At 41.0% G+C, this 26,568-nt stretch carries 24 protein-coding genes and 1 riboswitch; of the genes, 11 read left to right on the top strand and 13 right to left on the bottom strand.

What is annotated here, in order from left to right:
* The 10 genes from Q8W26_RS01065 to tsaE form a co-directional block, all read right to left on the bottom strand.
* Nucleotides 1-230 (bottom strand): IS66 family insertion sequence element accessory protein TnpB (locus Q8W26_RS01065; RefSeq protein WP_305471919.1); only part of this gene is annotated, 230 nt, incomplete at its 3' end.
* 743 nt (nt 231-973) lie between these two features.
* A complete protein-coding gene (locus Q8W26_RS01060; RefSeq protein ID WP_101212948.1) occupies nt 974-2,269 on the bottom strand; it encodes an adenylosuccinate synthase in 1,296 nt (431 codons plus the stop codon).
* Nucleotides 2,270-2,468: 199 nt separating this feature from the next.
* A complete protein-coding gene (hflC, locus tag Q8W26_RS01055; RefSeq protein ID WP_101212947.1) occupies nt 2,469-3,353 on the bottom strand; it encodes a protease modulator HflC in 885 nt (294 codons plus the stop codon).
* Nucleotides 3,354-3,356: 3 nt separating this feature from the next.
* The gene (gene hflK, locus Q8W26_RS01050) at nt 3,357-4,505 is read right to left on the bottom strand and encodes an FtsH protease activity modulator HflK (RefSeq protein WP_101212946.1); all 1,149 of its coding nucleotides are present in this window, start codon (nt 4,503-4,505) and stop codon (nt 3,357-3,359) included.
* Between the two features lie 31 nt (nt 4,506-4,536).
* Complete coding sequence (hflX, locus tag Q8W26_RS01045) at nt 4,537-5,826, bottom strand: ribosome rescue GTPase HflX (RefSeq protein ID WP_101212945.1); 1,290 nt, start codon at nt 5,824-5,826, stop codon at nt 4,537-4,539.
* Nucleotides 5,827-5,836: 10 nt separating this feature from the next.
* Nucleotides 5,837-6,094, bottom strand: coding sequence for an RNA chaperone Hfq (gene hfq / locus Q8W26_RS01040; protein WP_101212944.1), 258 nt, complete (start codon nt 6,092-6,094; stop codon nt 5,837-5,839).
* 102 nt (nt 6,095-6,196) lie between these two features.
* Nucleotides 6,197-7,156 carry a tRNA (adenosine(37)-N6)-dimethylallyltransferase MiaA gene (gene miaA / locus Q8W26_RS01035; protein WP_101212943.1) on the bottom strand — a complete coding sequence of 320 codons (960 nt, stop codon included), beginning with the start codon at nt 7,154-7,156 and terminating at the stop codon, nt 6,197-6,199.
* Nucleotides 7,149-9,035 carry a DNA mismatch repair endonuclease MutL gene (mutL, locus tag Q8W26_RS01030; RefSeq protein ID WP_101212942.1) on the bottom strand — a complete coding sequence of 629 codons (1,887 nt, stop codon included), beginning with the start codon at nt 9,033-9,035 and terminating at the stop codon, nt 7,149-7,151. Before mutL ends, miaA begins: the two co-directional genes overlap by 8 nt.
* 2 nt (nt 9,036-9,037) lie before the next feature.
* Nucleotides 9,038-10,381, bottom strand: a complete 1,344-nt coding sequence (locus Q8W26_RS01025; protein ID WP_101212941.1) for an N-acetylmuramoyl-L-alanine amidase — start codon at nt 10,379-10,381, stop codon at nt 9,038-9,040.
* A gap of 21 nt (nt 10,382-10,402) precedes the next feature.
* The gene (gene tsaE, locus Q8W26_RS01020) at nt 10,403-10,885 is read right to left on the bottom strand and encodes a tRNA (adenosine(37)-N6)-threonylcarbamoyltransferase complex ATPase subunit type 1 TsaE (RefSeq protein ID WP_101212940.1); all 483 of its coding nucleotides are present in this window, start codon (nt 10,883-10,885) and stop codon (nt 10,403-10,405) included.
* Nucleotides 10,886-10,990: 105 nt separating this feature from the next.
* On the opposite strand from tsaE, the gene Q8W26_RS01015 reads away from it, so the two are divergent.
* The 3 genes from Q8W26_RS01015 (at nt 10,991) to Q8W26_RS01005 (ending at nt 14,000) form a co-directional block, all read left to right on the top strand.
* Nucleotides 10,991-11,188 carry a DUF1289 domain-containing protein gene (locus tag Q8W26_RS01015; protein WP_101212939.1) on the top strand — a complete coding sequence of 66 codons (198 nt, stop codon included), beginning with the start codon at nt 10,991-10,993 and terminating at the stop codon, nt 11,186-11,188.
* A 237-nt stretch (nt 11,189-11,425) separates the two neighbouring features.
* The gene (asnC, locus tag Q8W26_RS01010) at nt 11,426-11,887 is read left to right on the top strand and encodes a transcriptional regulator AsnC (protein ID WP_101212938.1); all 462 of its coding nucleotides are present in this window, start codon (nt 11,426-11,428) and stop codon (nt 11,885-11,887) included.
* 172 nt (nt 11,888-12,059) lie between these two features.
* Nucleotides 12,060-14,000 (top strand): transglycosylase SLT domain-containing protein, encoded by a 1,941-nt coding sequence (locus Q8W26_RS01005; protein ID WP_101212937.1) that lies wholly within the window; start codon nt 12,060-12,062, stop codon nt 13,998-14,000.
* Nucleotides 14,001-14,038: 38 nt separating this feature from the next.
* Here Q8W26_RS01005 and panP read toward each other — a convergent pair whose 3' ends face one another.
* A complete protein-coding gene (gene panP / locus Q8W26_RS01000) occupies nt 14,039-15,679 on the bottom strand; it encodes a pyridoxal-dependent aspartate 1-decarboxylase PanP (protein ID WP_101212936.1) in 1,641 nt (546 codons plus the stop codon).
* Nucleotides 15,680-16,000: 321 nt separating this feature from the next.
* Between panP and Q8W26_RS00995 the strand changes: the two genes are divergently transcribed.
* Entirely contained in the window at nt 16,001-16,348 is a 348-nt protein-coding gene (locus Q8W26_RS00995) for a PilZ domain-containing protein (RefSeq protein ID WP_101212935.1), read from the top strand.
* 44 nt (nt 16,349-16,392) lie between these two features.
* Here Q8W26_RS00995 and pgi read toward each other — a convergent pair whose 3' ends face one another.
* On the bottom strand, nt 16,393-18,042 hold the full coding sequence (gene pgi, locus Q8W26_RS00990; RefSeq protein WP_101212934.1) for a glucose-6-phosphate isomerase: 1,650 nt from the start codon (nt 18,040-18,042) through the stop codon (nt 16,393-16,395).
* 207 nt (nt 18,043-18,249) lie between these two features.
* Between pgi and Q8W26_RS00985 the strand changes: the two genes are divergently transcribed.
* From Q8W26_RS00985 to Q8W26_RS00955, 7 genes are all read left to right on the top strand, one after another.
* The gene (locus Q8W26_RS00985) at nt 18,250-18,858 is read left to right on the top strand and encodes a histidine phosphatase family protein (RefSeq protein ID WP_101212933.1); all 609 of its coding nucleotides are present in this window, start codon (nt 18,250-18,252) and stop codon (nt 18,856-18,858) included.
* Between the two features lie 50 nt (nt 18,859-18,908).
* Nucleotides 18,909-19,020, top strand: a riboswitch (cobalamin riboswitch).
* A gap of 139 nt (nt 19,021-19,159) precedes the next feature.
* Entirely contained in the window at nt 19,160-19,939 is a 780-nt protein-coding gene (locus Q8W26_RS00980) for an ABC transporter ATP-binding protein (protein ID WP_101212932.1), read from the top strand.
* A complete protein-coding gene (locus tag Q8W26_RS00975) occupies nt 19,936-20,943 on the top strand; it encodes an iron ABC transporter permease (protein WP_101212931.1) in 1,008 nt (335 codons plus the stop codon). The genes Q8W26_RS00980 and Q8W26_RS00975 overlap by 4 nt, the downstream gene beginning before the upstream one ends.
* Nucleotides 20,944-20,951: 8 nt before the next feature.
* Nucleotides 20,952-21,986, top strand: coding sequence for a nicotinate-nucleotide--dimethylbenzimidazole phosphoribosyltransferase (gene cobT / locus Q8W26_RS00970; RefSeq protein ID WP_101212930.1), 1,035 nt, complete (start codon nt 20,952-20,954; stop codon nt 21,984-21,986).
* Nucleotides 21,987-21,988: 2 nt separating this feature from the next.
* Complete coding sequence (locus Q8W26_RS00965) at nt 21,989-22,789, top strand: adenosylcobinamide-GDP ribazoletransferase (protein WP_101212960.1); 801 nt, start codon at nt 21,989-21,991, stop codon at nt 22,787-22,789.
* 44 nt (nt 22,790-22,833) lie between these two features.
* Nucleotides 22,834-23,436 (top strand): cob(I)yrinic acid a,c-diamide adenosyltransferase, encoded by a 603-nt coding sequence (gene cobO / locus Q8W26_RS00960; RefSeq protein ID WP_101212929.1) that lies wholly within the window; start codon nt 22,834-22,836, stop codon nt 23,434-23,436.
* Nucleotides 23,426-24,265, top strand: a complete 840-nt coding sequence (locus tag Q8W26_RS00955) for a cobalamin-binding protein (protein WP_305471905.1) — start codon at nt 23,426-23,428, stop codon at nt 24,263-24,265. Before cobO ends, Q8W26_RS00955 begins: the two co-directional genes overlap by 11 nt.
* A 55-nt stretch (nt 24,266-24,320) precedes the next feature.
* Here Q8W26_RS00955 and Q8W26_RS00950 read toward each other — a convergent pair whose 3' ends face one another.
* The gene (locus Q8W26_RS00950) at nt 24,321-26,456 is read right to left on the bottom strand and encodes a TonB-dependent receptor (protein ID WP_101212927.1); all 2,136 of its coding nucleotides are present in this window, start codon (nt 26,454-26,456) and stop codon (nt 24,321-24,323) included.
* Nucleotides 26,457-26,568 lie beyond the last annotated feature (112 nt).

Below are 26,568 nucleotides of genomic sequence, written 5' to 3'. Positions count from 1 at the left end.
AGAATAAGTGATGAGGTTTTCGTTGCTGTTGGCTCATTAACAAATAGCGGCACCAATTGATGAGATTTTTGCTTTGGTGTTTGCTTACTTTCACCTAACCTTTTTCGCCATGCATAGTAGGTTGATATATTGATATGGTTTTGTTGGCAGAAATGTACGATAGATAGTCCGCTCTCACGTTGTGCTTGAAAAACTGATTGCCAGTGTGCTGATTTTTTGTGTTTAGCCATAATAATCTCAAGTGGATAAATAGTGAGGTTATTATTCTAAAAGCCCATTAACATTGGTAGGTGGGGTTAATTGACCGCTTACGAATATAAAAGGTTAAACAGGCGGCAAGAGATCCTGACTAAAAGCATGTCAAGGTTACGGATGTGGGCATGTCAGGATAACCGACCTAATAATAAGCACACTTCAATTAAAAGCTATAATGATATGTTATGAGCAAGCGTTAAACCGCAGGGATGCGGTTTTCGAGCGCCCCATGGATGGGCTTGAGCGACTTGTGGTTAACATGTCGTTGTGGCTTGTTTAGTGGGAATATAAAAGGTTAAACAGGCGGCAAGAGATCCTGACTAAAAGCGTGTCAGGATGACGGATGTGGACATGTCAGGATAACCGACCTAATAATAAGCACACTTCAATTAAAAGCTATAATGATATGTTTTGAGCAAGCGTTAAACCGCAGGGATGCGGTTTTCGAGCGCCCCATGGATGGGCTTGAGCGACTTGTGGTTAACATGTCGTTGTGGCTTGTTTAGTGGGAATATAAAAGGTTAAACAGGCAGCAAGAGATCCTGACTAAAAGCGTGTCAGGATGACAAGGGGTGGCGTGTCAGGATGACAAGGGTTGGCATGTCAGGATGACAGAGGTGGACATGTCAGGATAACGGGAGCGAATATGCCAGGGGGAGAAGCTCATAAAAAATGCCGCTTAAAAGCGGCATTTTAGTATCTAAAAACTCAAAAGCAATTAAGCGAATGGGTTATTTAATACGATAGTTTCAACACGGTCTGGACCCGTAGAGATAATATCAACAGGAACTTCTAAGATTTCTTCGATTCGTGCGATGTAGTCTAATGCTGCTTGTGGCAGTTTAGAGTGGTCTTGTTGACCGACAGTTACATCAGACCAACCAGGCATACTTTCGTATACTGGAGTTACTTTCTCAAAGTCATCAGCAGACATTGGTGCTACGTTTGTAACAGTACCGTCTTCAAGTTTGTAACCAGTACACAGTTTTAACTCTTCTAGACCGTCTAATACGTCTAATTTAGTTAAACATAAGCCAGTGATACTGTTTAATTGGATTGCACGACGCATCGCAACAAGGTCTAACCAACCACAACGACGGCCACGGCCTGTTGTTGCGCCAACTTCATGACCTTTAACCGCTAGGTATTCACCAATATCATTAAACTGTTCCGTTGGGAAAGGACCTGAACCTACACGTGTTGTGTACGCTTTAATAATACCTAACACGTATTCTACGTGACATGGACCAAAACCAGTACCAGTAGCAACGCCGCCAGCAGTAGTATTTGATGACGTAACGTATGGGTATGTACCATGGTCGATGTCTAATAATGTACCTTGAGCACCTTCAAACATGATGCGCTCGCCAGTTTTGCGTGCGTTATCAAGTAACTCAGTTACATCTACAACCATAGATTTTAATAAGTCAGCAACTTCTAACGTATCATCAAGTGTTTTTTGGTAATCAACCGCTTCTACGTTGTAGTAGTTGGTCAGCATGAAGTTATGGTATTCCATGACTTCTTTTAATTTAGCTGCAAACTTTTCTGTATCAAATAAGTCGCCAACACGTAATGCACGACGAGACACTTTATCTTCGTATGCAGGACCGATACCACGACCGGTTGTACCGATAGCTTTATTACCACGAGCCACTTCACGCGCTTGGTCAAGTGCGATGTGATAAGGAAGGATTAATGGACATGCTTCACTAATGCGTAGGCGATCTTTTACTGGAACACCACGCGCTTCAAGCATTTTCATCTCTTCAAGCAGTGCAGCTGGTGATAATACAACACCATTACCAATGATGCTCATTAGGTCATCACGTAAAATACCCGATGGGATTAGGTGAAGGACAGTCTTTTCACCATCAATTACTAATGTATGACCAGCATTGTGACCACCCTGATAACGCACTGCATATTTAGCGCTATCTGTTAGTAAATCAACAATCTTTCCTTTACCCTCGTCGCCCCACTGGGTGCCGAGCACAACTACGTTATTTGCCATTGTTTTGTTCACGGTTACGAATTAAAGCGGAATTCTATCAGATCTGGCGGCCAGATCTAGCATAAGTTGCAGAAAAATTACGCCAATACGACCATAGAACAAAATTTAATCAGGCAAAGTATCGGTAAATCCTTGTATCAAAAAAAGATCAAAAAAAAGCCCGCCGAAGCGAGCTTTGTATTTTTACTGTTTGGTTCGTTTATTTTTCTGACTGAGGGTTCTTCATATATTTGAAGAAGTCATTGTCAGGCTTAACAACCATAATATCATTATTATTGTTGAATGAACGTTTGTAAGCATCCATCGAACGGATAAAGCTAAAGAACTCTGGATCTTTACCATATGCATCAGCGTAAATACGTGCTGCTTGTGCGTCACCTTCACCACGTGTAATTCGAGCTTGACTGTCTGCTGTTGCCAGCATGATAGCAACCTTAGCATCGATGTCTGCGCGTAGCTTCTCTGATTGCTCTTTACCTTTTGAACGATGCTCTTTCGCAACAGCTTCACGCTCTGCACGCATACGTTGGTAAATAGAGCTTCGAACCGCTTGAGGTAATTCTATTTGCTTAACACGCATATCAACTAACTCGATACCGATATCAGTTGCTTTAGAAGAAGCTTCTAATAATGCTTCATTCATTAACTCACTTCGTTCACCCGATACGATTTCAGAAATAGTACGGGTACCAAATGAGCTACGTAAACCATCACTGATTTTTTGTTTCAGTAAATTTTCAGCTTGGAACTTATTACCACCACCAGTACGTAGGTAGTAGGTAGAGAAGTCTTTAATGCGCCATTTCACGTATGAGTCAACAATTAAATCTTTTTTCTCTGATGTTACGAAGCGATCTGGTTCACCATCAAGCGTTTGAATACGTGCGTCTAAGATACGAACTTTATCAATTAGTGGCACTTTAAAATGTAGACCAGGCTCAAAAACAGCGGTTGTACCAGCGCTATCTTTTAATACCGCAGCAAAACGTACTTTAATTGCACGTTGTCCTTCGTAAACAACATAAAGTGACGAGTATAAGAATAGGCCGATTAAGCCAATTGCAATTAATCCAAAACGTTTCATTGATTAATTTCTCCCTTGGCGGCTATCATCACGAGAGAAGTTACGTAAACTTTCTGTGACTTGGCTGTTTGTTGATTTCACTGGAGCTGTTACCGAGTTTCTAGTCGTTGCAGCAGGAGCGGCATGCTTAGAAATGATCTTATCAAGTGGTAAATACATCATGTTATTACTACCATCAACATCAACAACAACTTTATTAGCGTTAGCATACACACTTTCAATTGTTTCTAGATAGATACGTTCACGTGTCACTTCTTTAGCTAAGTTATACTCAGGAAGAAGCTGACTAAATCGCGCAACCTCACCCGTTGCTTTAAGAATCTGTTGTTGCTTGTATGCGTGTGCTTCTTGTTCTAAACGACGAACTTGACCACGCGCTTGCGGTTCAATACTTAATGCATAAGCTTCAGCTTCACGTAGGTAACGTTCTTCATCTTCTTGTGCTGCAATAGCATCATCAAATGCGCCTTTTACTTCCTCAGGAGGACGTGCTGGTAAGAAGTTAACATCAACAATCTCAAAACCAAGCTTGTAAGATTCAATGATCTTGTTTAACTCAACTTCCGTTTGCTGACGTACTAGCTCACGACCTGTCGTTAACAAATCATTCATTGTCGTGTGACCAACAACGTAACGAAGCGCACTGTCTGTTGCGTGACTTAACGAGTTTGCAGGATCAACAGCACTAAATAAGTAATGCTCAGGATTCACAACACGGTATTGAACGTCCATTTCAACACGAACAACGTTTTCGTCCTGAGTTAGCATGAAACCAGCTGCTGGTAATGAGCGAATCGCTTCAATATCAACTGGTAGTACATTATCAATAAATGTAGGTTTCCAATGAAGACCCGGATTCACTTGGTCATTAATCAAACCAAAGCGTAACACGACCCCACGCTCAGCTTCTTTAATGGTATAAAAACCACTGACAAACCAAACGATACCCAATAAACCTAGCAATAACGCAAAACCGGCACCGGAAAAGTTACCGCCCTGCTTGCCACCACCAGATTTACCACCAAAGATGCCACCGAATTTTTTAGATAAATTACCTAATACTTCGTCGAGATCTGGTGGACCTTGATCTTTACCACCTTTATTACCACCCCAAGGATCTTTGCCTTGATTTCCAGGCTCATTCCAGGCCATAAAAACTCCAATTTCAAATTAAAATTAATTTCTAACTAATAAACTTCAATAACTCGTTATTAGTCTTTTTCAGTAAACGTTGCCATTCTACCGCAGGTAAACGAATAGATAACAGCGTATTACCACTTTCATCATAACTTTCGCTTACAACAGCAGCAGATTTGTACAGCAAGCCTTTTATCTGCCCTTGAACTGTGACTGGCAAAACCAAATCATGTTCAATTATTTTTCCTGCGAGTAATTCAGTTAACGCTTGGTTTAATAATTCAAGCCCTAAACTTTTTTGTGCTGAAATCCACACTCGAATTGGTGCGCCTTCATCATTACGATCAATACGAGGAGCTAGATCGCCTTCCAACATATCAAGCTTATTACACACCAATAATTGCGGGATATCATCTGCTTCTATCTGTTCCAACACTTCAGTAACTTGCTCGATGTTTTCACTTTTACGAGGATCTGCAACATCAATCACATGCAACAATAAATCAGCTTCTTGTGTCTCTTGTAACGTTGCTTGGAACGCCGCGACTAAATCGTGTGGTAAATGACGAATGAAACCAACAGTATCAGCTAAAATAACATCACCGACATCTTCGATATCGAGTTTACGTAATGTTGGGTCTAGCGTAGCGAAAAGTTGGTCTGCAGCATAAACCTCAGATGCCGTTAGCGCATTAAACAATGTCGATTTACCTGCATTAGTATAGCCAACTAATGACACTGTTGGTACTTCTGCACGTGAACGAGCACGACGGCCTTGCTCACGTTGTTTTGATACTTTATTTAATCGTCCTAGAATATTTTTAATTCTAGCACGTAATAAACGTCTATCAGTTTCAAGTTGAGTTTCACCCGGCCCTCTTAAGCCGATTCCACCTTTTTGGCGTTCTAAGTGAGTCCACCCTCGAATTAATCGCGTTGATATATGACGTAATTGAGCCAGTTCAACCTGCAACTTACCTTCATGAGTTCGTGCACGCTGAGCAAAAATATCTAAAATAAGCGAGGTTCGATCTAAAACTCGACACTGGCAAAGGTGTTCTAAGTTTCGTTCTTGTGAAGGTGTTAATGCATGATTGAAAATAACGACATCTGCACTAAGCAGTTTAACCGTATCGGCAATTTCTTGCGCTTTACCTGTACCGACAAAGTATTTAGCATGAGCTGAGGTGCGGGTACCAGTAACCCTTCCGCAGGTAGCAACCCCTGCAGAAGAGACTAATAACTCAAGTTCTTCTAAATCTTCGCGATCGTCTTCTGATGAAAAATCAATGTGAACTAATACCGCCTGTTCACCGGCCTCAAAACGATCAAACAAAAATTATTCCTTAACTTTCAGCATTATCAGCTTGCTCATCATTATGAGTAGGCTGGTGTGCAGTAAATGGTCGAGCTGGTACGACAGTCGAAATGGCATGTTTATAAACCATTTGGCTAACTGTGTTACGTAACAAAATAACGAATTGATCGAACGATTCAATTTGACCTTGTAATTTAATGCCGTTAACTAAGTAAATTGCCACAGGGCAACGTTCTCGACGTAAAGCATTTAAAAACGGGTCTTGTAATGATTGTCCCTTAGCCATAGCTAATCCTTTCTTTTATCTTATGTTTTTATTTTTATTAAAAGCTAGTTTTTACCAATATGGTATAACGATGATAAGTTTCATCGAATGAAGAGCATTAAACTAGCCAACTAATTCTTTAACCAAAGCTATATTTTTCAACAGTATAGCTTCAGACTCGTCCCCTAAAGGAGTGTGTAACCTGTTTAGCTTATCCCATCCACGCAGCCAAGTCATCTGACGTTTGGCTAATTGACGAGTAGCTACTATGCCACGATAAACCATATCATCATAGTCTAATTTGCCATCTAAATAATCCCACATCTGTCGATATCCAACACAGCGGATTGATGGCATATCAACATGGAGGTCACCTCGTTGATATAAAGCCTGAACTTCTTGCTCAAAACCCTGTTTTAACATCAAGTGATATCGCTGCTCAATACGCTGATGTAGCTCACTGCGCTCATCAGGGTAAATAGCAAATTGAACAACATCAAACGGGAGTTCATTGTCAACAACAGCGGTTAACTCGGTCATTGATTTACCGCTGATTCGATAAACCTCTAATGCTCGCGAGACTCGCTGAGGGTCATTAGGGTGAATCCGTTTTGCCGAAACAGAATCGACTTGAGCTAATTGTTGATGAACGTAGTCCCAACCATGCTCTTTAGCTTCTGCCTCAATTTGTTCTCTTACTTTAGGGTCGGCTGCTGGTAATGGTGATAAGCCATCAAGTAACGCTTTAAAATACATCATCGTGCCGCCGACCAGCAGCGGTGTTTTTCCGCGTTCAGTAATCTCAGTCATTAAACGCAATGCGTCTTTTCTAAAATCGGCAGCAGAGTAAGACACGCTAGGGTCAAGAATATCTATCAGCAAATGAGGTGCTCGAGCTTGCTCTTGCGCCGTTGGCTTGGCGCTGCCAATATCCATACCACGATAAATAAGAGCCGAATCCACCGAAATGATTTCACAGTCATATTGTTCACACAAACGGATCGCTAATTCGGTTTTACCACTGGCCGTTGGGCCCATTAAGAAAATAGCTTTAGGTAACTTAGTGCTCAAAATTTCACTCATTCGTTTGCTTAAAAGCGCTTATCGTCGTAGAGAAGTCAACATTGACTAATAACGCTGACCAACGCTGCTGTATGTGTTCTTGATGCTGCTGCGCTTTAGTTAATAGAGCTACAGCTTCACTAACATTAAATTGTAATGGTGAAAGTTTAGCTAACCAACGACATACCACCGCATCAAGATCAGCTTGTTCAAGCTGTTGTTGCTGTCCTAGTAACGTTAGCAGTTGCGGAATCAAGGTCGCAATATCTTGCTCACGTAATAACTTAGGAACTTGCTTAATCATTATTTGGGGACTACGAACGCTAATATCAATCCCTAGACGGCGAAAAAGTTGATTATTTAATGCGACTTGCTCTAACAACGCCTCATCAACCGTTACCGCAACAGGCAATAATAGCGGCTGAGATGTTAAGCCTTGTCCCCAACGCTGGATTAATTCCTGCTCACAAATCAACTGATTTAATAGCACCAGGGACACTAAAGATGGTGTGTGATTACAATTGACTAACGCGTATTGTTCTTCTATTACCGTAATAAATTCACCAAACAAAGTGTTGGTAGTCATATCTCCTGAAGAGGCCTCTTCATCTACACCTACAATATGCGGCGCATGGGAAGGCGTAGTTTGCGTTTGAGATACTCCAGTTGCCACTAGTTGGCCGTAATTGGTCGCAGCTTGGCGCAGGTTGGCCCCTTGATACTCACTCGTGTGCGGCTTGTGATGACTGGCTGAACCAGAACTAGCAGAATAGGAAGGCTGATATGCACGCGAGGCGGATGCGCTATAGTCTTTCACATTTTCAGTAACCGCAAACTCACTCACTAGTTCCTGATGATTAGAATAGTGATGTTGTGCCGAATCAATACTGTCTTCTTGACCTAAAGCTTGCATTAGACCCGAACCCAATACCTGTGCAATTAAATCATGAATCATCCGCGCTTGATGAAAACGAACTTCATGTTTTGCTGGGTGTACATTAACATCAACCTGCCCTGGATCAATCTCAATATAAAGCACATAACTGGGATGTATTCCTGTCGGAAGATAGTCTTGGTAAGCTTGCCTGATGGCATGATTAATCAGCTTATCACGCATCATTCTGCCATTAACGTAACAATACTGGGTATCATTAACATTTTTGCAGGCTTGTGGCAGGCCCAACCAACCAGACAGTTTTATCCCATTGTGCTCATTACTAATTGCAATGGCGTTTTCAATAAAGCGACTTCCACAAATGGCTGCAACACGCCGCTCTTGCTGTGCTAAGGTCGTCGCTACCTTGAGGTTACGCAGTGATTTATCGTTATGTTTGAGCTGAAATTCAACATCAAAGCGACTTAAAGCAAAGCGTTTAATTAGCTCATCGATATGATTAAATTCTGTTTTCTCAGTACGTAAAAAGCGTCTTCTAGCGGGCGTATTAAAAAATAAATCTTCAACTGAAACACTGGTCCCGATTGGATGAGCTGCCGGAGTGATCTCAACCTCCATGTCGCGCCCTTGAGCATAAGCTTGCCATGCTTCATGTTGCTCTGCCGTCTTTGAAGTAAAGTGTAATCGACTCACCGAGCTTATACTTGCCAATGCTTCCCCACGAAACCCCAAAGAAACAATAGCTTCAAGATCATCAAGTTCAATTATTTTACTGGTGGCATGACGCGATAACGCCAAGATAAGCTGCTCTTTTGGAACACCACAACCATTATCACGAATGCGCATTAACTTAGCGCCCCCTTTTTCAATATCAATAATGATTTGTGTCGCCCCCGCATCAAGAGAGTTTTCAACTAACTCTTTCACTACGGAAGCAGGTCGCTCGACCACCTCACCTGCGGCAATTTGGTTCGCTAAACGCGGAGATAATAATTGAATCGACATAATTAACTTTGCGGAATGTTTAATACTTGACCAATACGTAACACCGTACTACGCAGAGAGTTTTCTTTCTTCAAACGTGTGATTGATGTGTTATAACGCTTAGCAAGCACTGATAGCGACTCGCCACGAGCCACTCTATGGGTCAATGGGCGATAATTTGCATACAAGCTATCATCAGGGGGATTGTTTTTAAAGTAAGTATTTACCGACGAAAAAATCGCATCAACTAATTTCTTACGGTGCTTTTTAGTATAAAGCTTCTTCTCATCTTGAGGGTTAGACATAAAGCCTATTTCAACTAGCAATGACGGGAAATCAGGCGATTTAAGCACAGCCAAACTTGCTAAAGCTGGCTTTTTCTTGTGTAACTTAGTGACTTGTCCTAGCCGCTTTAGCATATCTTGAGCGATGTTATAGCTTTCATCCATCGAATTATCCATCGACATATCGATAAGCGCACGAGCTAGATATTTTTCGTTCTCATTTGAATCAATAATTTCACCCACACCACCGAGTAGCTCTGAATGTTTTTCATTGTCTTCTAACAAACGACCCACTTCACTCTTTGCCCGGCCTGTTGATAGCACCAAAATTGACGCACCACTTGGACGAGACGACGTAAACGCATCAGCGTGAACGGATAACAATAAATCCGACTTGGCTTTTCGAGCAATTTCAGAGCGACGATTCAGGCCAACATAATAGTCCCCTGTTCGAGTCAGCACCGCCTTGAGACCACGCGTTGAATTAATTTTCTTTGCTAACATCTTTGAGACATCGAGTGTCACCCGCTTTTCATAACGGCCACTGGCACCAATTGAGCCTGGGTCTTCACCGCCATGTCCAGCATCAATTGCAATAACGATGTCACGGTTATTTGGTCGGCTATTAGCATCAGTTTTAATTTTTATTCGGGTTTTCTCTTGCTTCTTATTCTTAGCGACAAGTTGTTGTTTAGGTAAATCGATCACTAAACGATCACCATATGGGCCTGTTGGAGGTAGGGCAAATATTCTCGGTTTAATCGGTTGTTTTAAATCAATAACCAGGCGGAGTGTACCTTTTTTGGGCGAACTACTTTGGCGGATACGTTTAACTAACGCACTCTTAATTTTTATCTTTGATAACGCTGTTTTTAAAGTGGTTCCTTTAAAATCAATGACAAGTCTGTCGTTGTTAACCAAGCTAAAATGGCTATAGGTTGGCTGTTCTGTTAGATCAAACACAACCCGAAATTTATCAGGTGACGGCCATACACGAACGTCTTGTAACTTATTAGACGCTAAAGCATAAAAAGAACTACAAAAAAATAGCACTAAAGCTATGCATAGTGTTCGAAATGCCACACTCACTCCTAATCTCTAAAACTATGTTATTGGCTTTAACTGCGCAATAATCAATTGACCAACATCACTATTAGCGACCACATTAACTTGGCGCTGTGTTTCAACGTAAGTTAAGGTCAACTCCAAATCGGCTTGTGGTAACAAACCAAAACCTCTTTGAGGCCATTCAATTAAACATAAACTATCATCACTGAAATAATCGCGAATTCCCATAAATTCGAGTTCTTCAGGGTCAGCTAAACGATATAAGTCAAAATGGTAAACTTGCCAATCCGCTACTTGGTAAGGTTCAACTAATGTATATGTTGGACTCTTAACATTACCTTGATGACCTAAGGCTTGGATAAAACCTCGTGTTAATGTTGTTTTCCCTGCACCTAGGTCACCGTGTAGGAAAATGGTTGTCGCTTTAGTGCAGGCTAATGCTAATTGGCGGCCTAAGGCGACCGTCTGCTCACTATCAGCTAAATGGCAGGTAAACGTTTTATCTTGGGCAATAGTCATTCGTTAAGGTTTAAAAATCGTATTCAAATTAATTTCAATATATCATTTACTAAGGTTTACGCACAACATGATGCACCTAATAACATACTAATCTAAGGTAATAATATGATAGACAACCCATTACGCTCACCCTGTGTCGCGCTTTGTAAACTTAATGAGGACGATATTTGTGTCGGTTGTCACCGCACGGTTCAAGAAATTGTTAACTGGTCGAGCTCGACAGATAAAGAAAAGAAAAAGATTTTAGAGCGCATAGAACAATACAAAGTAGAGGCTTTAGCCACAGCGCCAAACCATAAATAAGAGCGAACGACACAAATAAAGGCAAAAAAAAGCACTTAGAAAACCGCCAGGTTTCTAAGTGCTGAGTATCTCACTCTGAAGCAATGCGTTTCACACACCGCCACTAAATACTTAGTAGCAATCATCTACTAATTACCCTACTTCATCAACCATTCGATACAGAATAAAACAAATTAATTCTATTTATTTAACGAAACACGAATTAAACTGAATAAAACACAAAAAATAGAGCTTATTATGAATAAACATTATCAAATCGATAATTTGGATAAAAACATCCTCAATGCTTTAAGAGACAATGCGAGAAGTCCTTATGCTGAGCTAGGTAAAAGATTTGCCGTCAGTCCAGCAACTGTTCATGTTCGAGTAGAGAAAATGAAGCAAGCTGGCATTATCGCCAAAACCAAGGTTGAGTTAAACGGCAAAGCCTTGGGGTATGACGTGTGTTGTTTTATTGGGATCAACTTAAAAGCCGCCGGTGATTACCAACCAACCATTGCTAAACTGGAGAACATAGAAGAAGTGTTAGAAGCTTACTATACCACTGGCCATTATAATATTTTTGTTAAAATAATGGCGAAATCAATAGATCATTTGCACCGTGTATTAATCAACAAGATTCAGGCAATTGATGAGATCCAATCCACGGAAACCCTAATCTCATTAGATAACCCGATCAATAGAGAAGTCACTCCATAGTTTCTATTATTAATCTAATCCAATTTCAATCAGTTAAATAACAAGCGGGATTCAGCGACCGTTAATCTAATGCATCGATTGGGTGACAGTGCTAATATATCTCATTAGCAGTTTGATTCATGGGGTTAATGGAGTTATCCCTTGGTGACATGTTTTTTTTGGAGTGTATTTGATGTCAAAGCTATTTATCTTCTCTTTCTTAATTCTTTTCAGTGCAACCTCTGTTGCTCAGCCAAGTAATAACCGTGCAGAACAACGTGAAGACTACTTATACCTGTCTAAACAATTAGATAAGAAAAACATTTCAGACGAGCAAGCAAGAAAACTAAATAAACGGCTTGATAAATTAACTGACTATCCGCTTTACCCTTATCTAGCCTATAAAGTAATCCGTAAAGATCTTGCCAAAAAGTCAATAACTGACATCAATAGCTTTATCAACCGTTATAAAGGACTGCCATTCATTAACCGCTTTCGCCTACAAGCACTCACAGCCAAGCACAAAGTCAAAAATTGGCATGACGTACTCAACTTGTATCGTGATGGCGATAACGTCAAATACCACTGTATGCAACTGGATGCACGTTACCACAGTAAAGATAAGTCGCTTGCCATCGCACAAATGCATAATATTTTTGCAACTGGGGATTCACTACCTAAAAGCTGCGATAAAATGCTAAAACACTGGAAACAAGCAGGACACCAAACAGCTAAGCGCACAATGAATCGCATCAAGCTAGCTTTAGTCGCGAGAAACAAGACCCTAGCTAAATACTTAGCCAAATCACTAAGCAGACAAGACCGAGCAACTTTCGACTATTGGCTTAAACTCTTTAATCAACCTCAACGATTACAAGATGCTGATTATTGGCAACAACGAGGACGCTTTGCTAACGCAATCATGACTGTTGCCGCAGAACGCCTAATCCACCAAAAATTAGATAAAGCGATTTTAATCGAAAACAAAATTAAACATCATATTGGTTTTACTGATACGATCAAAAAGAACTTACTTAATCGCCTTGCAATTCGTGCGATAGTGAATAATAAAGGGGCACTCGACCACTGGTTAGAAGTGCTTTCGTGGGATGCCCTATCAAAAGGAAAACAATCTCAAGTATTACGTCACCTCGTTGGCGACAGTGACTGGCAGCGCATTATGGCGCTTCACACCACTCATCAAGAAGCTAACTCGGCTACATTAGAATGGCAGTACTGGTATGCTATTTCATTAGAAATGACGGGGAAAGTAAAACAATCTAATCAATTACTGCAACAGATTGCAACTAAACGTCGTTACTACGGCTTTCTCGCAAGTGACAAACTCAACTTACCGTATAGCCTTAACCACCGCTCTTTACCAGTTAACGAGCAGCTAGTTCAACAGCTTAATGATAATCCATACCTCATTCGAGCGTATGAGTTATACACGATTAAAAAGAACTTAGCGGCACGTCGGGAATGGTATCAAATGGTTAAGCCAATGAGTGAAGAACAACGGATCACTGCCGCACAAATTGCTCACCAATGGGGTTGGCATAATCGAGCTATTATTACACTGACAATGACTGAACAGCGTGACGATCTCGATTTACGTTTTCCAATGCCTCACATGAAAAGCTTTAAAAAAGAAGCAAAGCGAACGGATATGAGCTTGAGTTGGCCACTTGCCATTGCTCGTCAAGAAAGTGCTTTTATGACTCGTGCCCATTCACACGTTGGGGCAACTGGCTTAATGCAGCTAATGCCTGGCACCGCCAAACTGCAAGCTAAACGTGAACGTATTAAATATCATTCCAGAGCTCAACTCCTAAAACCTAGCTTTAATATCCGTCTAGGTATGGGCTATTTAAAAGGCTTGTTAACGAAGTTTGATGGTAACCTTGCTGTCGCTGCTGCGGCCTATAATGCAGGCCCACACCGCGTAAAGCATTGGGTTAAAAAAGATTTACCACAAGCGCAATGGGTAGAAACCATTCCTTACCGCGAAACTCGTGAGTATGTGAAAAATATCTTGGCATATTCGGTCATTTATCAACACCACTTAAAACAACAAGCAGCAATGCCAACTGCGGGAATTATTCCCAACAGGATGGCAATTAATAGCCAATAAATGATTGTTTTATAACTCAAGCCGACACAGGGCTTGAGTTATTTTCTGGCAATTTCTAGTAGCTTATTTTGATAAACTTCAGCACCCGTTTGAATCGCTAGATGCGCTTGCTCATCAAGAATATCTTTTAAGATTTGAGGAGTTGTTAATGGGTTCGCTAACACTACCCGAAAAACAATAATCGGATCATGTTGATATCGCGCAGGGGTTAGTTGAGTCCGAGACACAAACGCCTTACCGTGGCCACGTTGGGTTTTCTGTAAGTATTTAGTGAAGCGATTGAGTGAAGCATTAATTTTCTCCCTCGTCTCACTATCACAATCAAGCAACTCTTGTTGTAACCATCGCGGAACGTAACGATACGTTAGAATATTTAACGTTGGTTCACTGCATAATTCAAAGTCGTCATGCTGTTCAATTAAATCAGCAAAATGACGAGTTTTATTAATCCCCTGCTCAATCAGTAACTCATAGCCACTTTTTCCTAAAATCTTCAAACCAGAGTGGACTAGCATGGCCATACCCGGTCGAGAACCCTCTAAGGTTTTACTGCCTAAATCTTTAGAACCTTTACGAATAATATATTGAGCATGGTGCTCTATAGCATGTAACGCCGCAGGATCTTTAAACACAACGAGACCAGCGCCCATAGGAATATATAACTGTTTATGGGCGTCGATAGTTACAGAGTCAGCGCGCTCAATGCCTTTGAGTAAAGGCGCATAGCGTTTAGAAAACAGAGTCGGAGCTCCCCACGCGCCATCAACATGGAAATGACATTGATATTGCTCGGCTAGGTCGGCCATTTCATCTAATGGATCAACGCTACCCGTTTCAGTCGTACCAGCAATGCCAACTAAGGCCATGATCTTAATTTTTTGCTCGGTTAGCTCTTCACACTTCGCTTTAAGCGCATTCATTGAGATGCGATTATTATCATCAGTCGCAATAGAAATAATATTATTGGTGCCTAGCCCAAGAATATCAGCGGTTTTCTTTAGCGAGTAATGCCCACGCTCACTCACTAAGACAGCAGCACCGCGATAACCATGATGAAGCAGTGCACTGGTTAAGCCTTCTTGATGAACACCTGCAAAATCTTTCGATACCGCAAAGGCATTATTTCTTGCGACCCATAGCGCGGTGATATTGGCAATCGTACCGCCCGAACAGAATGCGCCTAACGCATAATTTTGATCGTGTAAAAAGCGCTCATAAAAGTCATTACTTTTTTCATACACTAATCGGTGCAACATGCCCGTCACTTGACGCTCTAACGGTGTAAAAGACTTGGACGTTTCGGTTTTAACTAAGTTTTGATTTAACGCTATCATTATTTTTGACAATGGCAGCATAAAATAAGGCAGTGCGGATGTCATATGCCCAACAAAACTAGGAGATGCTGTATGGACCGACTGTGAAACTAGCTTATCTAATAGAAAATCAGCTTGCTCCGACACGAAAATAGGATCGTTTGGGATTTCCGATTCAGAAAAATCCTTTTCAACTTCTTGTAAGTCTTTTTCAACAGCAACAATATGCTGCTGTAAAAAACCTTCTAAGTTCTGCGAGATTTCTAATTCTATCTGCCCTAGAGTCGACTCTTGATCTTCAGGCACAGTAAAAACACGATTCAAGCTTTCAATGGAAGCACTTGCAGTACGTTGTAAAATACTCATATAAAAACTGACCCTAATTACAAAACAATTATCATAACGCTATAGTAGACTGTACACATTAGTACATTAGTTAGACGACCTTAAGCCTAACAAACGAACCGCACAATTTACCATTATCAATTGTGAGATTCTAGCCCTCCTTTGTTAGTATCAAGATATATTGTGCCATCTATTTCACATTCCTGTGAACGCCAAATTGTATTAGCGTATTTCAGTCAATATAAAAGACGGAAATTAAAAAAGTTAAACTCAAGCAGCAAAAAGCAAAAACAACAACTAGTATTATATAACGTAACCTATACTAGGGAGCTTGTAATTATTATGCCATCGAATCATAACCGAAGAGCGGGCACTCGGGTTGAAGTCCATGATGATATCGAGGCAGTGATCTTTGCCGAAAATGGCTTTCCAGATTTTTGTACTGAATATGAAATTAATTTAGGTGGGTTAAAAATAGCTTCAGCATTGGTCAGTGATGAAAACACCAAAGTGCAGGTCAGTTTATTTGATCATTCGGGTAGAAAACTAGCTGTCAATAGTACCGTGATAAAATGTACTGACACAGGTTCTATCGTTAAATTTAATGATTTAACTAAAAAACAAGAGCTTATATTACGAAAAATGCTTGTTTTACAACAAGCATTAATTGAAACTCCATCCCTTCACTAGTTTTTGAGTTAAGAGACGGAGTCATGCAAATCGTTTAAAGTTTCTTACTTACCAAAACGCATTTGTTTGTAATAGTTGATAAGGTTTGTCGTTGAAGAATCATGCTCACCCACTTCTCCATCTTCAGCTAATTCCGTTTGAATTTTAGCCGCTAATCCCTTACCTAATTCTACGCCCCATTGGTCAAATGAACACACTTGCAAAATGATACCTTGCACAAAGATTTTGTGTTCATATAACGCAATTAAGCCACCTAAGCTTAATGGATCGATACGATCAAGCAAGATTGTGTTCGTCGGACGGTTACCTTGATGAACCTTATGCGGTGCAAGTTGATCAATATACTCTTGAGTACGACCTTTTGCTTTTAAATCTTCACGGACTTGCTGTTCGTTTACACCGCTCATTAACGCTTCTGTCTGTGCAAAGAAGTTACTCATCAATGTTTCATGATGCCCTTTAACTGGCGTTGAGCTTTCAATTGAACCGATAAAATCAGCAGGAATAATATTTTTGCTTTGATGCAAGTATTGATAGAACGCGTGTTGACCGTTAATACCCACACCACCCCAAATCGAAGGAACGGTTTGATAGTCAATATCTTCACCACTCCAGCTAACTGACTTACCATTTGATTCCATTTCAGCTTGTTGTAGGTAAGCCGCTAACATATGCAATGTTTGATCATAAGGTAAGATAGCTTGTGACTGTGAACCTAAGAAAGTGGTATTCCATAAACTTAATAACGCAAGGATCACAGGAGTATTAGTCTCTAAAGGCGTCTCATCAAAGTGACGATCCATTTGATGTGCCCCCTCGAGCAACGCCATGAACTTATCAAAGCCCATGTCTAGTGCAATTGGTAGACCAATTGCTGACCATAGCGAGAAACGACCGCCAACCCAATCCCACATAGAGAAAATGTTATCTGCACCAATACCAAATTCGGTCGCATTTTTAAGATTAGACGTTACTGCAACAAAGTGGTGTTTAACCGCTTCATCATCAAATGATGCTGATGTTAACCAGCTTTTCGCCGTTCTAGCATTCGTGATAGTTTCTGTTGTAGTAAACGTCTTCGAAGATACTACAAAAAGTACGCTTGCAGGATCTAATGGACGTAAAACTTCAGCAATTTGCGCACCATCGACGTTTGAAACGTAATGAACATTAACACTATTATCACTGTGGTTTTTTAATGCTTCAGTCACCATTTGTGGACCAAGGTTAGAACCACCGACACCGATATTGACAATATCAGTAATTCGTTTACCAGAATGGCCTTTCCATTCACCTTGACGCACTTTACGTACAAAGTCTTCCATCTTGGCCAGTTCAGTATTAATTGTCTCGGTAATATTTTCGCCGTCGAGTATTAACGCTTCGCCACTACGGTCACGTAAGGCAGTATGCAGTACCGCACGATTTTCAGTCAGGTTGATTTTCTCACCACTGAACATTTTATCGCGCCACTGCTCGATTTCACAATCTTGAGCAAGCTTGATTAAGCCAGTCATCGTTTCTTGAGTTACTAGATTTTTAGAGTAATCTAGTAATAGGTGGGGCAATTTAATTGAAAACTTATCAAAGCGTTGCACATCATTAGCAAATAAATCATTTAAATGCTGCTTCTTCATTTGCTGCGCGTGCTCAACTAAAAACTGCCAGCTTGGTAACTCTTGACGACTGTTCATTTATCTACCTTGTCTTATTTATGCGTAGCACAAAGTCCTACAATTCCTACGTTGTATAATAACTTTGTTACCTGAGAAATGATTTTAATATAATTATTGCTACATTATGGTAAATTTATAACCTAATTTCTAGCCGAAAGCCTAACAATTATGTAATTAATTTTCATAATTGATATTTATTAACCAGTTAATCACTGATAGAAGCTCATGAAAAAGTTTAGTTTAACTTTGTTACGCCATGGTGAAACCATCGCGAAAAATTGCCTTAATGGTCACCATAATGTTGCTCTCTCTCCATTAGGTGAACAGCAGATGCAACAAGCCTTAGCGTCGATACCCACCGTTGATGCCGTGGTATCTTCGCCATTAAACCGCTGTAGTGTACAAGCTCAGTCCTATGCAAAAGCTAACAGCCTACCCTATCAAGTAACTGAACAATTTAAAGAGATGGACTTCGGTAAGTGGGATGGAAAGTCATTCGACTATCTTTATCAACACTACCCTCAGCAACTGGATCTATTTTGGCAAGATCCTTGGAATAACCCTCCCCCCTCCGGCGAATCAGTAGAGCAATTTTACCAGCGCGTAGATCTAGCTTGGCATCAAGTGATTGTTCAAGAAAAAAATACTTTAATCGTTTGTCATGGTGGCGTTATTCGCTACATAATTGCCAAAGTTTTAGGATTACCCTTATCAGGTAATCAGCACCTCATCGCATTAAAAATAGATTACGCTGCCGTTATTACTATCGATGTGGTGATCGATGATAAAGGTAAAATATGGCACACCCTTGTTTGGCCAAATACCTATGCATAATTTAGGTTTCCTGTAGATAATTAAATCTGTTATTGAATATTGACTCAAAAAGCTGATAATAAGCCATTGGTTAGGGAACGTGATGGGAATTCACGGCTGTACCCGCAACTGTAAGCTGAAAAATTAGTAAGCCAGATACCTACCAATCATAATTGAACGTTACTTTATCCAAAACCAAGCGGAGTACTTGCGTTGGACAAGTTGTAGTATCTTTACTACTCCTTCTCTGTGCATAACAGCAAAATGTGTATTTTTCTTACCTTTAATCAACACCATCATTGCACACCAGCAAGAGCGCACGATGTCTGAACCTTTACTCCAAGTCAGCAACCTGTGTTGGGCAGTAGCAAACAAAAACATTCTCAATGACATCACTTTTAACGTCAAACAAGGTGAGTTTATTGGTATAATTGGCCCGAACGGCAGTGGCAAAACAAGTTTACTCCGTACACTCTATCGTTATACAAAGCCATCAAGCGGTTGCATCACTTTAGCCGAAAAAGATATTTGGCAACTTAATGCAGCCAAAGCAGCAAAAGCAATCGCCGTGGTACCTCAAGCCCCTAGCTCGTTACCCTATTCTGTTTTCGACGTTGTCAAGATGGGCTTAACGCCTCATAAAGGGCTGTTTGAGCCTGAAACAGCCGATGATCTTGAACTCGTTAGCCAAGCATTAACGCAGGTAGACTTAGTTCATTTAGCCACCAGCTGTTTTGATGATCTGTCAGGTGGTGAACAGCAACGTACCCTGATAGCACGAGCCATTGTGCAACGAGGGCAACTATTAATTATGGATGAGCCAACCAACCACCTCGATATTCATTATCAAATTGATTTACTCAATCGAGTCAAAAACCTCGGTGAAACGGTAATAGCTTCACTACATGATCTCAATATTGCGAGTGCTTTTTGTGATCGCTTAATTTTACTCAATAAAGGTCATATTATTGCGCAAGGTACTCCTGATGAAGTCTTATTACCTGCACTAATTAGTCAGGTTTATAACGTTAAAGTCACAACAACAACTCACCCTGACCATCAGCATCCCCATTTGTTGTTCCATTATTGGGAGCAGCAATGAAATCTCAGCTATTTATAATCCCTGGGTTAATGCTGACTCTATTGGTGAGTGCGCTCATTGCACTAAGCCATGGCGCGATTAGTATTTCATTAAACGACGTCTTCAGTGCCCTGCTTTCTCCATTTTTTGAACAACAGCTCAACCCAATTTACCAACAAATCGTACTTGAGTTACGTTTACCACGGATCATCTTGGCTTTTCTTGCGGGGGCAGGACTTGCAGTGTCAGGCGCAATATTGCAATTAGTGACGCGAAACCCTTTGGCCGATCCTTACTTATTCGGTATTTCAGCAGGTGCATCATTTGGCGCCGTCATGATGCTAACAATCCTGAATCATATTTCGATGATTTTACTCCCCGCGGCTGCGTTCGTTGGCGGTTTACTATCAGTGTTCATGGTTGTAAGTATTGCTGGACGCAGTGCTTACAACCAAGTCGAGCGAATGTTATTAGCGGGCGTTGCTACGTCATTTATGTTTAGCGCAGCCTCAAGTGCCATGCTTTATAATAGCGACCCGCAAGCGGCAGCTTCTATTTTGTTTTGGACGCTCGGTAGCTTTGCACAAGCACAATGGGATACGTTGCTCGCACCAGCCATAATAATTTGTAGTAGTATTGTAGTATTTTTTGCCTTTTCACGGCATGTTGTTGCCATTTCTAGTGGTGACGAGAGTGCGACAACCTTAGGCGTTAACGTATCCCGTGTTCGCTTATCAATGCTAATTATTAGTTCGTTAATTTGCTCAGTTATTGTAGCTAGCGCGGGGGGAATCGCCTTTGTGGGTTTATTAATCCCCCATGCAATTAGGCTTATTTTTGGTCAACATCAACTCAATAATTATTTTCTAGTCGCTCTTACTGGGGGACTCTTTATGATATATATTGACCTGCTAGCTAGAACACTAATTGAAAATCAAGAAATTCCTTTAGGGATCATTACCTCAGCAATTGGTAGTGTGTTCTTTTTGTTTATCTTAAAACAACGCACTCAACGTAATCATTAGAGAGAAATATGTTTGTAATAAATCCACTATCACATAAATCAAAGGATAAAATACAACAACGGATTGATAATAAGACCAAGCCAATTGGCTCATTGGGGGTCTTAGAAGATATTGCACTTCAACTTAGCTTAATTTTGGGTGACGAAGAACCCAAGCTACTGCAACCGACTCAACTAGTTTTTGCGGGTGATCATGGTGTGAGTGAATTAGGGGTCTCGATTGCCGGCAATGAAGTGACGGGGCAAATGGTTGCTAACTTCTGTGCCGGTGGCGCTGCCATTAATGCTTTTTGCGACCAAAGTCAGATGGAACTCAAAGTGATTGATTGTGGCACGGTATCAGAACAACCTGACCACCCTCGCCTCATCAAACAACGCATCGCACCAATGACTGCGCCATTTCATTTACAAGCTGCAATGAGCGTAAAACAAGCCGAGCAAGCGATCACTCTAGGCGCAAAAATAGCTGCCAAGCAAATTGATGCGGGGAGTAATATCATTGGCATTGGTGAAATGGGGATCGCCAACACCACTTCAGCAGCAGCATTAATGCATGCAATTACCGATAATGACATTGACTACTGTGTTGGTCGAGGGACTGGGATTGACGATTTTCGTTTAGCGAAAAAGAAAGAGATCATTAAAACAGCTGTGCTGTTACATCGCGATCGTATGTCAACGCCACTAGAAACTTTAGCTGCAGTAGGTGGCTTTGAAATAGCCCAAATGGTCGGTGCAATGTTAGCGGTTGCGAAAGCCGAGAAGGTTATTATTGTCGATGGCTTTATCTCGACGACAGCCGCGTTGATTGCGACCAAATTATCGCCGAATGTTCGTGACTATATGATTTTTAGTCACTGCTCTAAGGAATTAGGGCATCACCTTCTGCTAAAAGAGCTACATGCTTCACCGGTATTATCCTTGGATCTACGTCTTGGCGAAGGAACTGGGTGCCCATTGGTGCTGCCATTGTTACAAAACGCCTTAGCATTTTATAATCAGATGGCAAGCTTCTCACAAGCCAATGTCACCGAGGTAAACTAGTGTTGACGCTTACAGCCTCAATAAAGCAACAATGGAGGCTGTGGTTAGTCGCCTTAAGCTTTTTTACGCGTATTAAGGTTAAACCGATCGATGAATTTAAGCCAGAATACCTCAACCAAGCCAACCGTTATTATGGCTTAGTAGGTTTATATATTGGCACATTCAGCGTGTTGATATTTTGGTTAAGCTCGCTCTTTTTCCCCCCGTCTATCGCGATTATTTTATCGATGATTACCAGTGTATTACTCACAGGGGGGTTTCATGAAGATGGCCTAGCTGATACTTGGGATGGCTTTGGAGGTGGCTGGACTGTTGAACAAAAACTCACCATCATGAAAGACTCACGCCTTGGTACTTATGGTGCTTTAGCGCTATTTCTCACGCTTTTATTAAAGTTTCAATTATTACTTGAGCTAGCGACGCAATCAGAGCAATTAAGCCTTTTTGGCAATGTGATAGGCGCTTTACTTGTTGGGCATTGCCTAAGTCGGGTTCTTGCCGTAAGCCTTATCTTCGATCAAACCTATGTTCGTGATATTGACTCAAGTAAAGTCAAACCAATGACCAAACAGCAAACGCCCTTAGAGTTAATAATCTTACTGACAAGTGCATTAATCCCATTATATTGGTTGCCCCTTGAGTTGAGTGCGCTATTAATTACCGGGCTCATCTGCTTGCGTTTTATCGTTATTACTTGGTATCAACGCCAACTGGGTGGTTACACGGGTGACTTATTAGGACAAGCACAACAACTAGCTGAAATTGTTATTTATTTAATTCTATTAGCCTACATAGTTAACTAACTTTAACACACACAATTATTACCAATGGATAAATAGGACTCATTATGAGTGAAGAAAGCAAAAACCAGCGCCATAAAGAGCGCCAACAAGCCATTAAAAAGAACATCGATGCCAAGGTAGCTGCTGCAACAAAAGAGCAAGGCATATTAATGGTGCTTACTGGCAATGGTAAAGGAAAAAGCACTGGTGGTTTCGGCACCGTTTTACGCTGTGTCGGTCACGACCAAAAAGCAGGCGTAGTTCAATTTATTAAAGGTAAATGGCCGTGTGGCGAACGCAATGTACTCGAAAAGTTAGGCGTTCGTTTTCATGTGATGGGAACAGGGTTTACTTGGAACACCCAAGATCGTGAGCTGGACACTAAAGCAGCACAAGACGCTTGGTCACAAGCAAAAGAAATGTTACAAGACCCAAGCCTAGATCTTGTACTACTCGATGAAATTACTTACATGGTCACCTATAAATACCTTGATGTTGAAGAAGTCGTAGATGCATTAAAAAACCGCCCGCCAATGCAACACGTGATTGTTAGTGGTCGTGCTTGTCACCGTGCTATAACTGATATAGCCGATACCATTAGTGAAGTGCAACCAATTAAGCACGCTTTTGAAGCAGGTGTGAAAGCGAGAATTGGCTTTGATTACTAAACTCACCCGACTAACTCTCGCCTCTTGCATCTTATTGACCAGCATCACCGCTGTTGCAGACCAAACGGCGCCAAAGCGGATCATTGCACTATCTCCGCATTCTGTCGAATTATTGTATAGCCTGGGTGTCGGTGATCGTATTGTCGGAACCATCTCCCACGCAGATTATCCAGAACAAGCTAAGTCAATTGAAGTAATTGGTGATTACAAAGGTATTACGTTAGAAAAAGTAATTGCCTTAAAACCGGACTTAATTGTGACGTGGTCGGGTGGAAATAAAATCAACCAGATAGAACAAATTAAGCAGCTTGGCTTTACTGTTGTTGACTCTAATCCACAATCTTTAACCGAAATAGCTTCAAATATTCGTCATCTGGGTAATGCGACAGGTCAAGTCGAGCAAGCAAATAAAATTGCTGCTGGCTTCGAGCGAGAGCTGGCAGAAATAACAGCGAAATATCAAAAAAAGGCACCAATAAAAACCTTTTACCAGTTATGGTCTAAACCCTTGATGACTATCAGTGAGCAAAGCTGGATCAGCCAATATATTAGTCGCTGCGGAGGCATCAATGTCTTTGCGGATACCAAAACAGCTTATCCCAAAGTCAGCGTTGAAAATGTGCTGTTAAGTGGAGCGGAAGTGATTTTAGTGCCTAGGGATAAACAAACACGCGATCATGAACTGTTTAACTGGGAGCAATGGCAATTATTACCAGCGGTTAAAAACAACCATATTTACTACCCCAACGCGACTATTCTTCATCGCCCAACGCCAAGAGTAATTGAACCAATGCGAGAAGTTTGCGAGCAAATAAACCGCGCAAGATAAGCTATTAAGCGCTTAAGAGGCTTCTTAAGCGCTTAATAGTTAGGGTTAGTTTTAATTAAAACTTAAATTTTACGCCTACTTTTAGGGTGCGCCCGAGCCCTTTAATGTTATAACCTGAATAAGTATAGGATTGAGCTTTAGCGGTATAGTAATCATTATTAAATAAGTTTTCGATACCCCCATAGAGTTGCCACTCATCTAATTGATAGTGGCCACTTAAATTAACCAGATCATAGCCACTCACAGGGCCATTAGTTCCCGCATATTTACCATCAACGGCATCAAAGCGCTTACGGTCAAATACACGAAGATAATTTACACTAATACGACTATCCTGTGATGGTAAATACGACAGCGTTGTATTAAATTTGGGCGCACCAATTTGCTTTCCGCCTAAGTAAACATCATCTTCAGTGTTTTTACCTTCCACCCACGCATACCCTGCGCTAAGTGATAACTCATCATTAATATGATAGTCCGCGGTCGCTTCATAACCCCAAATTTTTTGCGGTGCACGCACCGGCAAGTAGATTCCCGTAACAGGATCTTCTTTCGTCGTTGTGCCTAATTCAGACGTACTACGATAGGCCGCAAAGGTAAGGAACAAGTCATCAAGCTGGCTGCTAAAACCTAATTCATAGTTATCAATAATCGACGCTTCAGTATGAACAAGGTTGATATCATTCACTTTTGCAGAACGTAATAAACGACCAAGGTCAGATATATCCGCCCCTTGTGAGTAATTAAAGAAAGGAGAGAACGCCTCGTTGCCAATATGACGTAAACCAAAGTTATAGGTTGTCGCCTCGTAATCTAAATCACCACCAGCGACAGCCATTGGAATAGAGCACTTTTCACCACGGCATAAACGTAATGTGTCATAGTCATCAACTGAAACATCGATTTTCTCATGGCGAGCACCAAGCTTAACTACCCAATCATCATTAATGATCGACTTAGTTTGGAGGAAGAAGGCCACATTCCCCATATCCATTTCAGGAACCCAAATACGACCATCTAAAATCCCTTGAGAGGTCACATCATTTAATATATCAGTACCATAGATAAAGTTTACATCAGCATTATCAAACTCAACCGAGGTATTAAAGACTCCTCGTAACCCTTCTTTTTCAGACTTAATAAATGATTGTCCACCAGCTAATCCAGCTTCTGGGTTTGATAAGTTAGCAGAGAAGAAGAAAATGTTCTCGATGTCTTGCTTATAGGCATCAACCACTAAGTCAGTATTTGTAAAGATCTCTGCATCAGCATACTTAAGCATAATGTTTTGATTGCCACGTGGTCCTTGAGGCGCACCATATTTAGGCTTATTCTCAGGATCTTTTATCGCATAGGTTTTCGTACCACTATTAACATTACTACGCACATCAATGTAATCAGGGTCGGTTTGTGAGTCATAGTAATTGAATGTTAATTGAATTAACTTATCACTATCAATTTGATAGCCAAGCTTGGTAAAGAAGTTCTTAGTCGTATTATCCGTTAATCCATATAGCGTTCCCATGATGTCGCCTTCAGCATCGCGTTGAACGCCTGTTTCTTCTTGGCTAGCAACAAACGCATAACTAAAATCTTCGAGACTACCATCTATCGATAAGTCATAGCGATAGCCAATACTATCCTCGACATCCACTAAGCTTGCTTTTGTTGCTAAGCCTAATTCAACATTCGTCTGTTTCGCTGAACCTTGTTTAGTAATGTAGTTAATCACACCACCAGCAGCGCCATTACCATATATTGAGGTAGCTCCCTTAATAACTTCAATACGTTCAATAGCTGCAGCATCAATACTACGTACACCCAACGCACCATTACGTAGAGGCGTTGATTGAGGCACCCCATCAATCATGATAAGCGGCGCTCGCCCTCGAAGTGTTTGACTCGAGTTGCTCGATGATCCTGTCGTTGCAGCTAACCCAGGTACTCTATTGGCTAAGATATTTTGTAATTCTGAGTTGACCGTTAATTCGTTTTCAATCTGCTGACGGCTAACAACAGTAACAGTTGCAGGAACCTCATCAATACTTTCAACCACACGGCTACCCGTGACGATGATCCGCTCAACATTATCTTTCGACTTTTCTTGGTTTGATACTGGATTAGCCACACTAGGTACACTGAATACAGCTGATACTGCTAACGCAACCAGCGAAAATGAAACATTTTTCATTACTATAGGTCCTTTAAAAATCACGAAGTAAAATAACAATAGCGCGAATGATAACGATTCTTATTACTAAGTAAAGTTTTATTTAAAGGTTGGCGTAAAAAACATGCTTTAT

Source organism: Psychrobium sp. 1_MG-2023 (assembly GCF_030689115.1).
Taxonomy (GTDB): Bacteria; Pseudomonadota; Gammaproteobacteria; order Enterobacterales; family Psychrobiaceae; genus Psychrobium.
The sequence above is the reverse complement of the archived record's forward strand: the minus strand, read 5'-3'. Positions and strand labels throughout refer to the sequence as shown.

Excerpts from the sequence above, each read along its gene's own strand:
- Q8W26_RS00975 (WP_101212931.1), top strand. The coding sequence starts at position 19,936 with ATGAAATCTCAGCTATTTATAATCCCTGGGTTAATGCTGACTCTATTG.
- Q8W26_RS00985 (WP_101212933.1), top strand. The coding sequence starts at position 18,250 with ATGAAAAAGTTTAGTTTAACTTTGTTACGCCATGGTGAAACCATCGCG.
- tsaE (WP_101212940.1), bottom strand. The coding sequence starts at position 10,885 with ATGACTATTGCCCAAGATAAAACGTTTACCTGCCATTTAGCTGATAGT.
- cobT (WP_101212930.1), top strand. The coding sequence starts at position 20,952 with ATGTTTGTAATAAATCCACTATCACATAAATCAAAGGATAAAATACAA.
- cobO (WP_101212929.1), top strand. The coding sequence starts at position 22,834 with ATGAGTGAAGAAAGCAAAAACCAGCGCCATAAAGAGCGCCAACAAGCC.
- hfq (WP_101212944.1), bottom strand. The coding sequence starts at position 6,094 with ATGGCTAAGGGACAATCATTACAAGACCCGTTTTTAAATGCTTTACGT.
- asnC (WP_101212938.1), top strand. The coding sequence starts at position 11,426 with ATGAATAAACATTATCAAATCGATAATTTGGATAAAAACATCCTCAAT.
- Q8W26_RS00995 (WP_101212935.1), top strand. The coding sequence starts at position 16,001 with ATGCCATCGAATCATAACCGAAGAGCGGGCACTCGGGTTGAAGTCCAT.
- hflK (WP_101212946.1), bottom strand. The coding sequence starts at position 4,505 with ATGGCCTGGAATGAGCCTGGAAATCAAGGCAAAGATCCTTGGGGTGGT.
- Q8W26_RS01015 (WP_101212939.1), top strand. The coding sequence starts at position 10,991 with ATGATAGACAACCCATTACGCTCACCCTGTGTCGCGCTTTGTAAACTT.
- Q8W26_RS00980 (WP_101212932.1), top strand. The coding sequence starts at position 19,160 with ATGTCTGAACCTTTACTCCAAGTCAGCAACCTGTGTTGGGCAGTAGCA.
- Q8W26_RS01005 (WP_101212937.1), top strand. The coding sequence starts at position 12,060 with ATGTCAAAGCTATTTATCTTCTCTTTCTTAATTCTTTTCAGTGCAACC.
- Q8W26_RS01060 (WP_101212948.1), bottom strand. The coding sequence starts at position 2,269 with ATGGCAAATAACGTAGTTGTGCTCGGCACCCAGTGGGGCGACGAGGGT.
- pgi (WP_101212934.1), bottom strand. The coding sequence starts at position 18,042 with ATGAACAGTCGTCAAGAGTTACCAAGCTGGCAGTTTTTAGTTGAGCAC.
- Q8W26_RS00950 (WP_101212927.1), bottom strand. The coding sequence starts at position 26,456 with ATGAAAAATGTTTCATTTTCGCTGGTTGCGTTAGCAGTATCAGCTGTA.
- miaA (WP_101212943.1), bottom strand. The coding sequence starts at position 7,156 with ATGAGTGAAATTTTGAGCACTAAGTTACCTAAAGCTATTTTCTTAATG.
- panP (WP_101212936.1), bottom strand. The coding sequence starts at position 15,679 with ATGAGTATTTTACAACGTACTGCAAGTGCTTCCATTGAAAGCTTGAAT.
- hflC (WP_101212947.1), bottom strand. The coding sequence starts at position 3,353 with ATGAAACGTTTTGGATTAATTGCAATTGGCTTAATCGGCCTATTCTTA.
- mutL (WP_101212942.1), bottom strand. The coding sequence starts at position 9,035 with ATGTCGATTCAATTATTATCTCCGCGTTTAGCGAACCAAATTGCCGCA.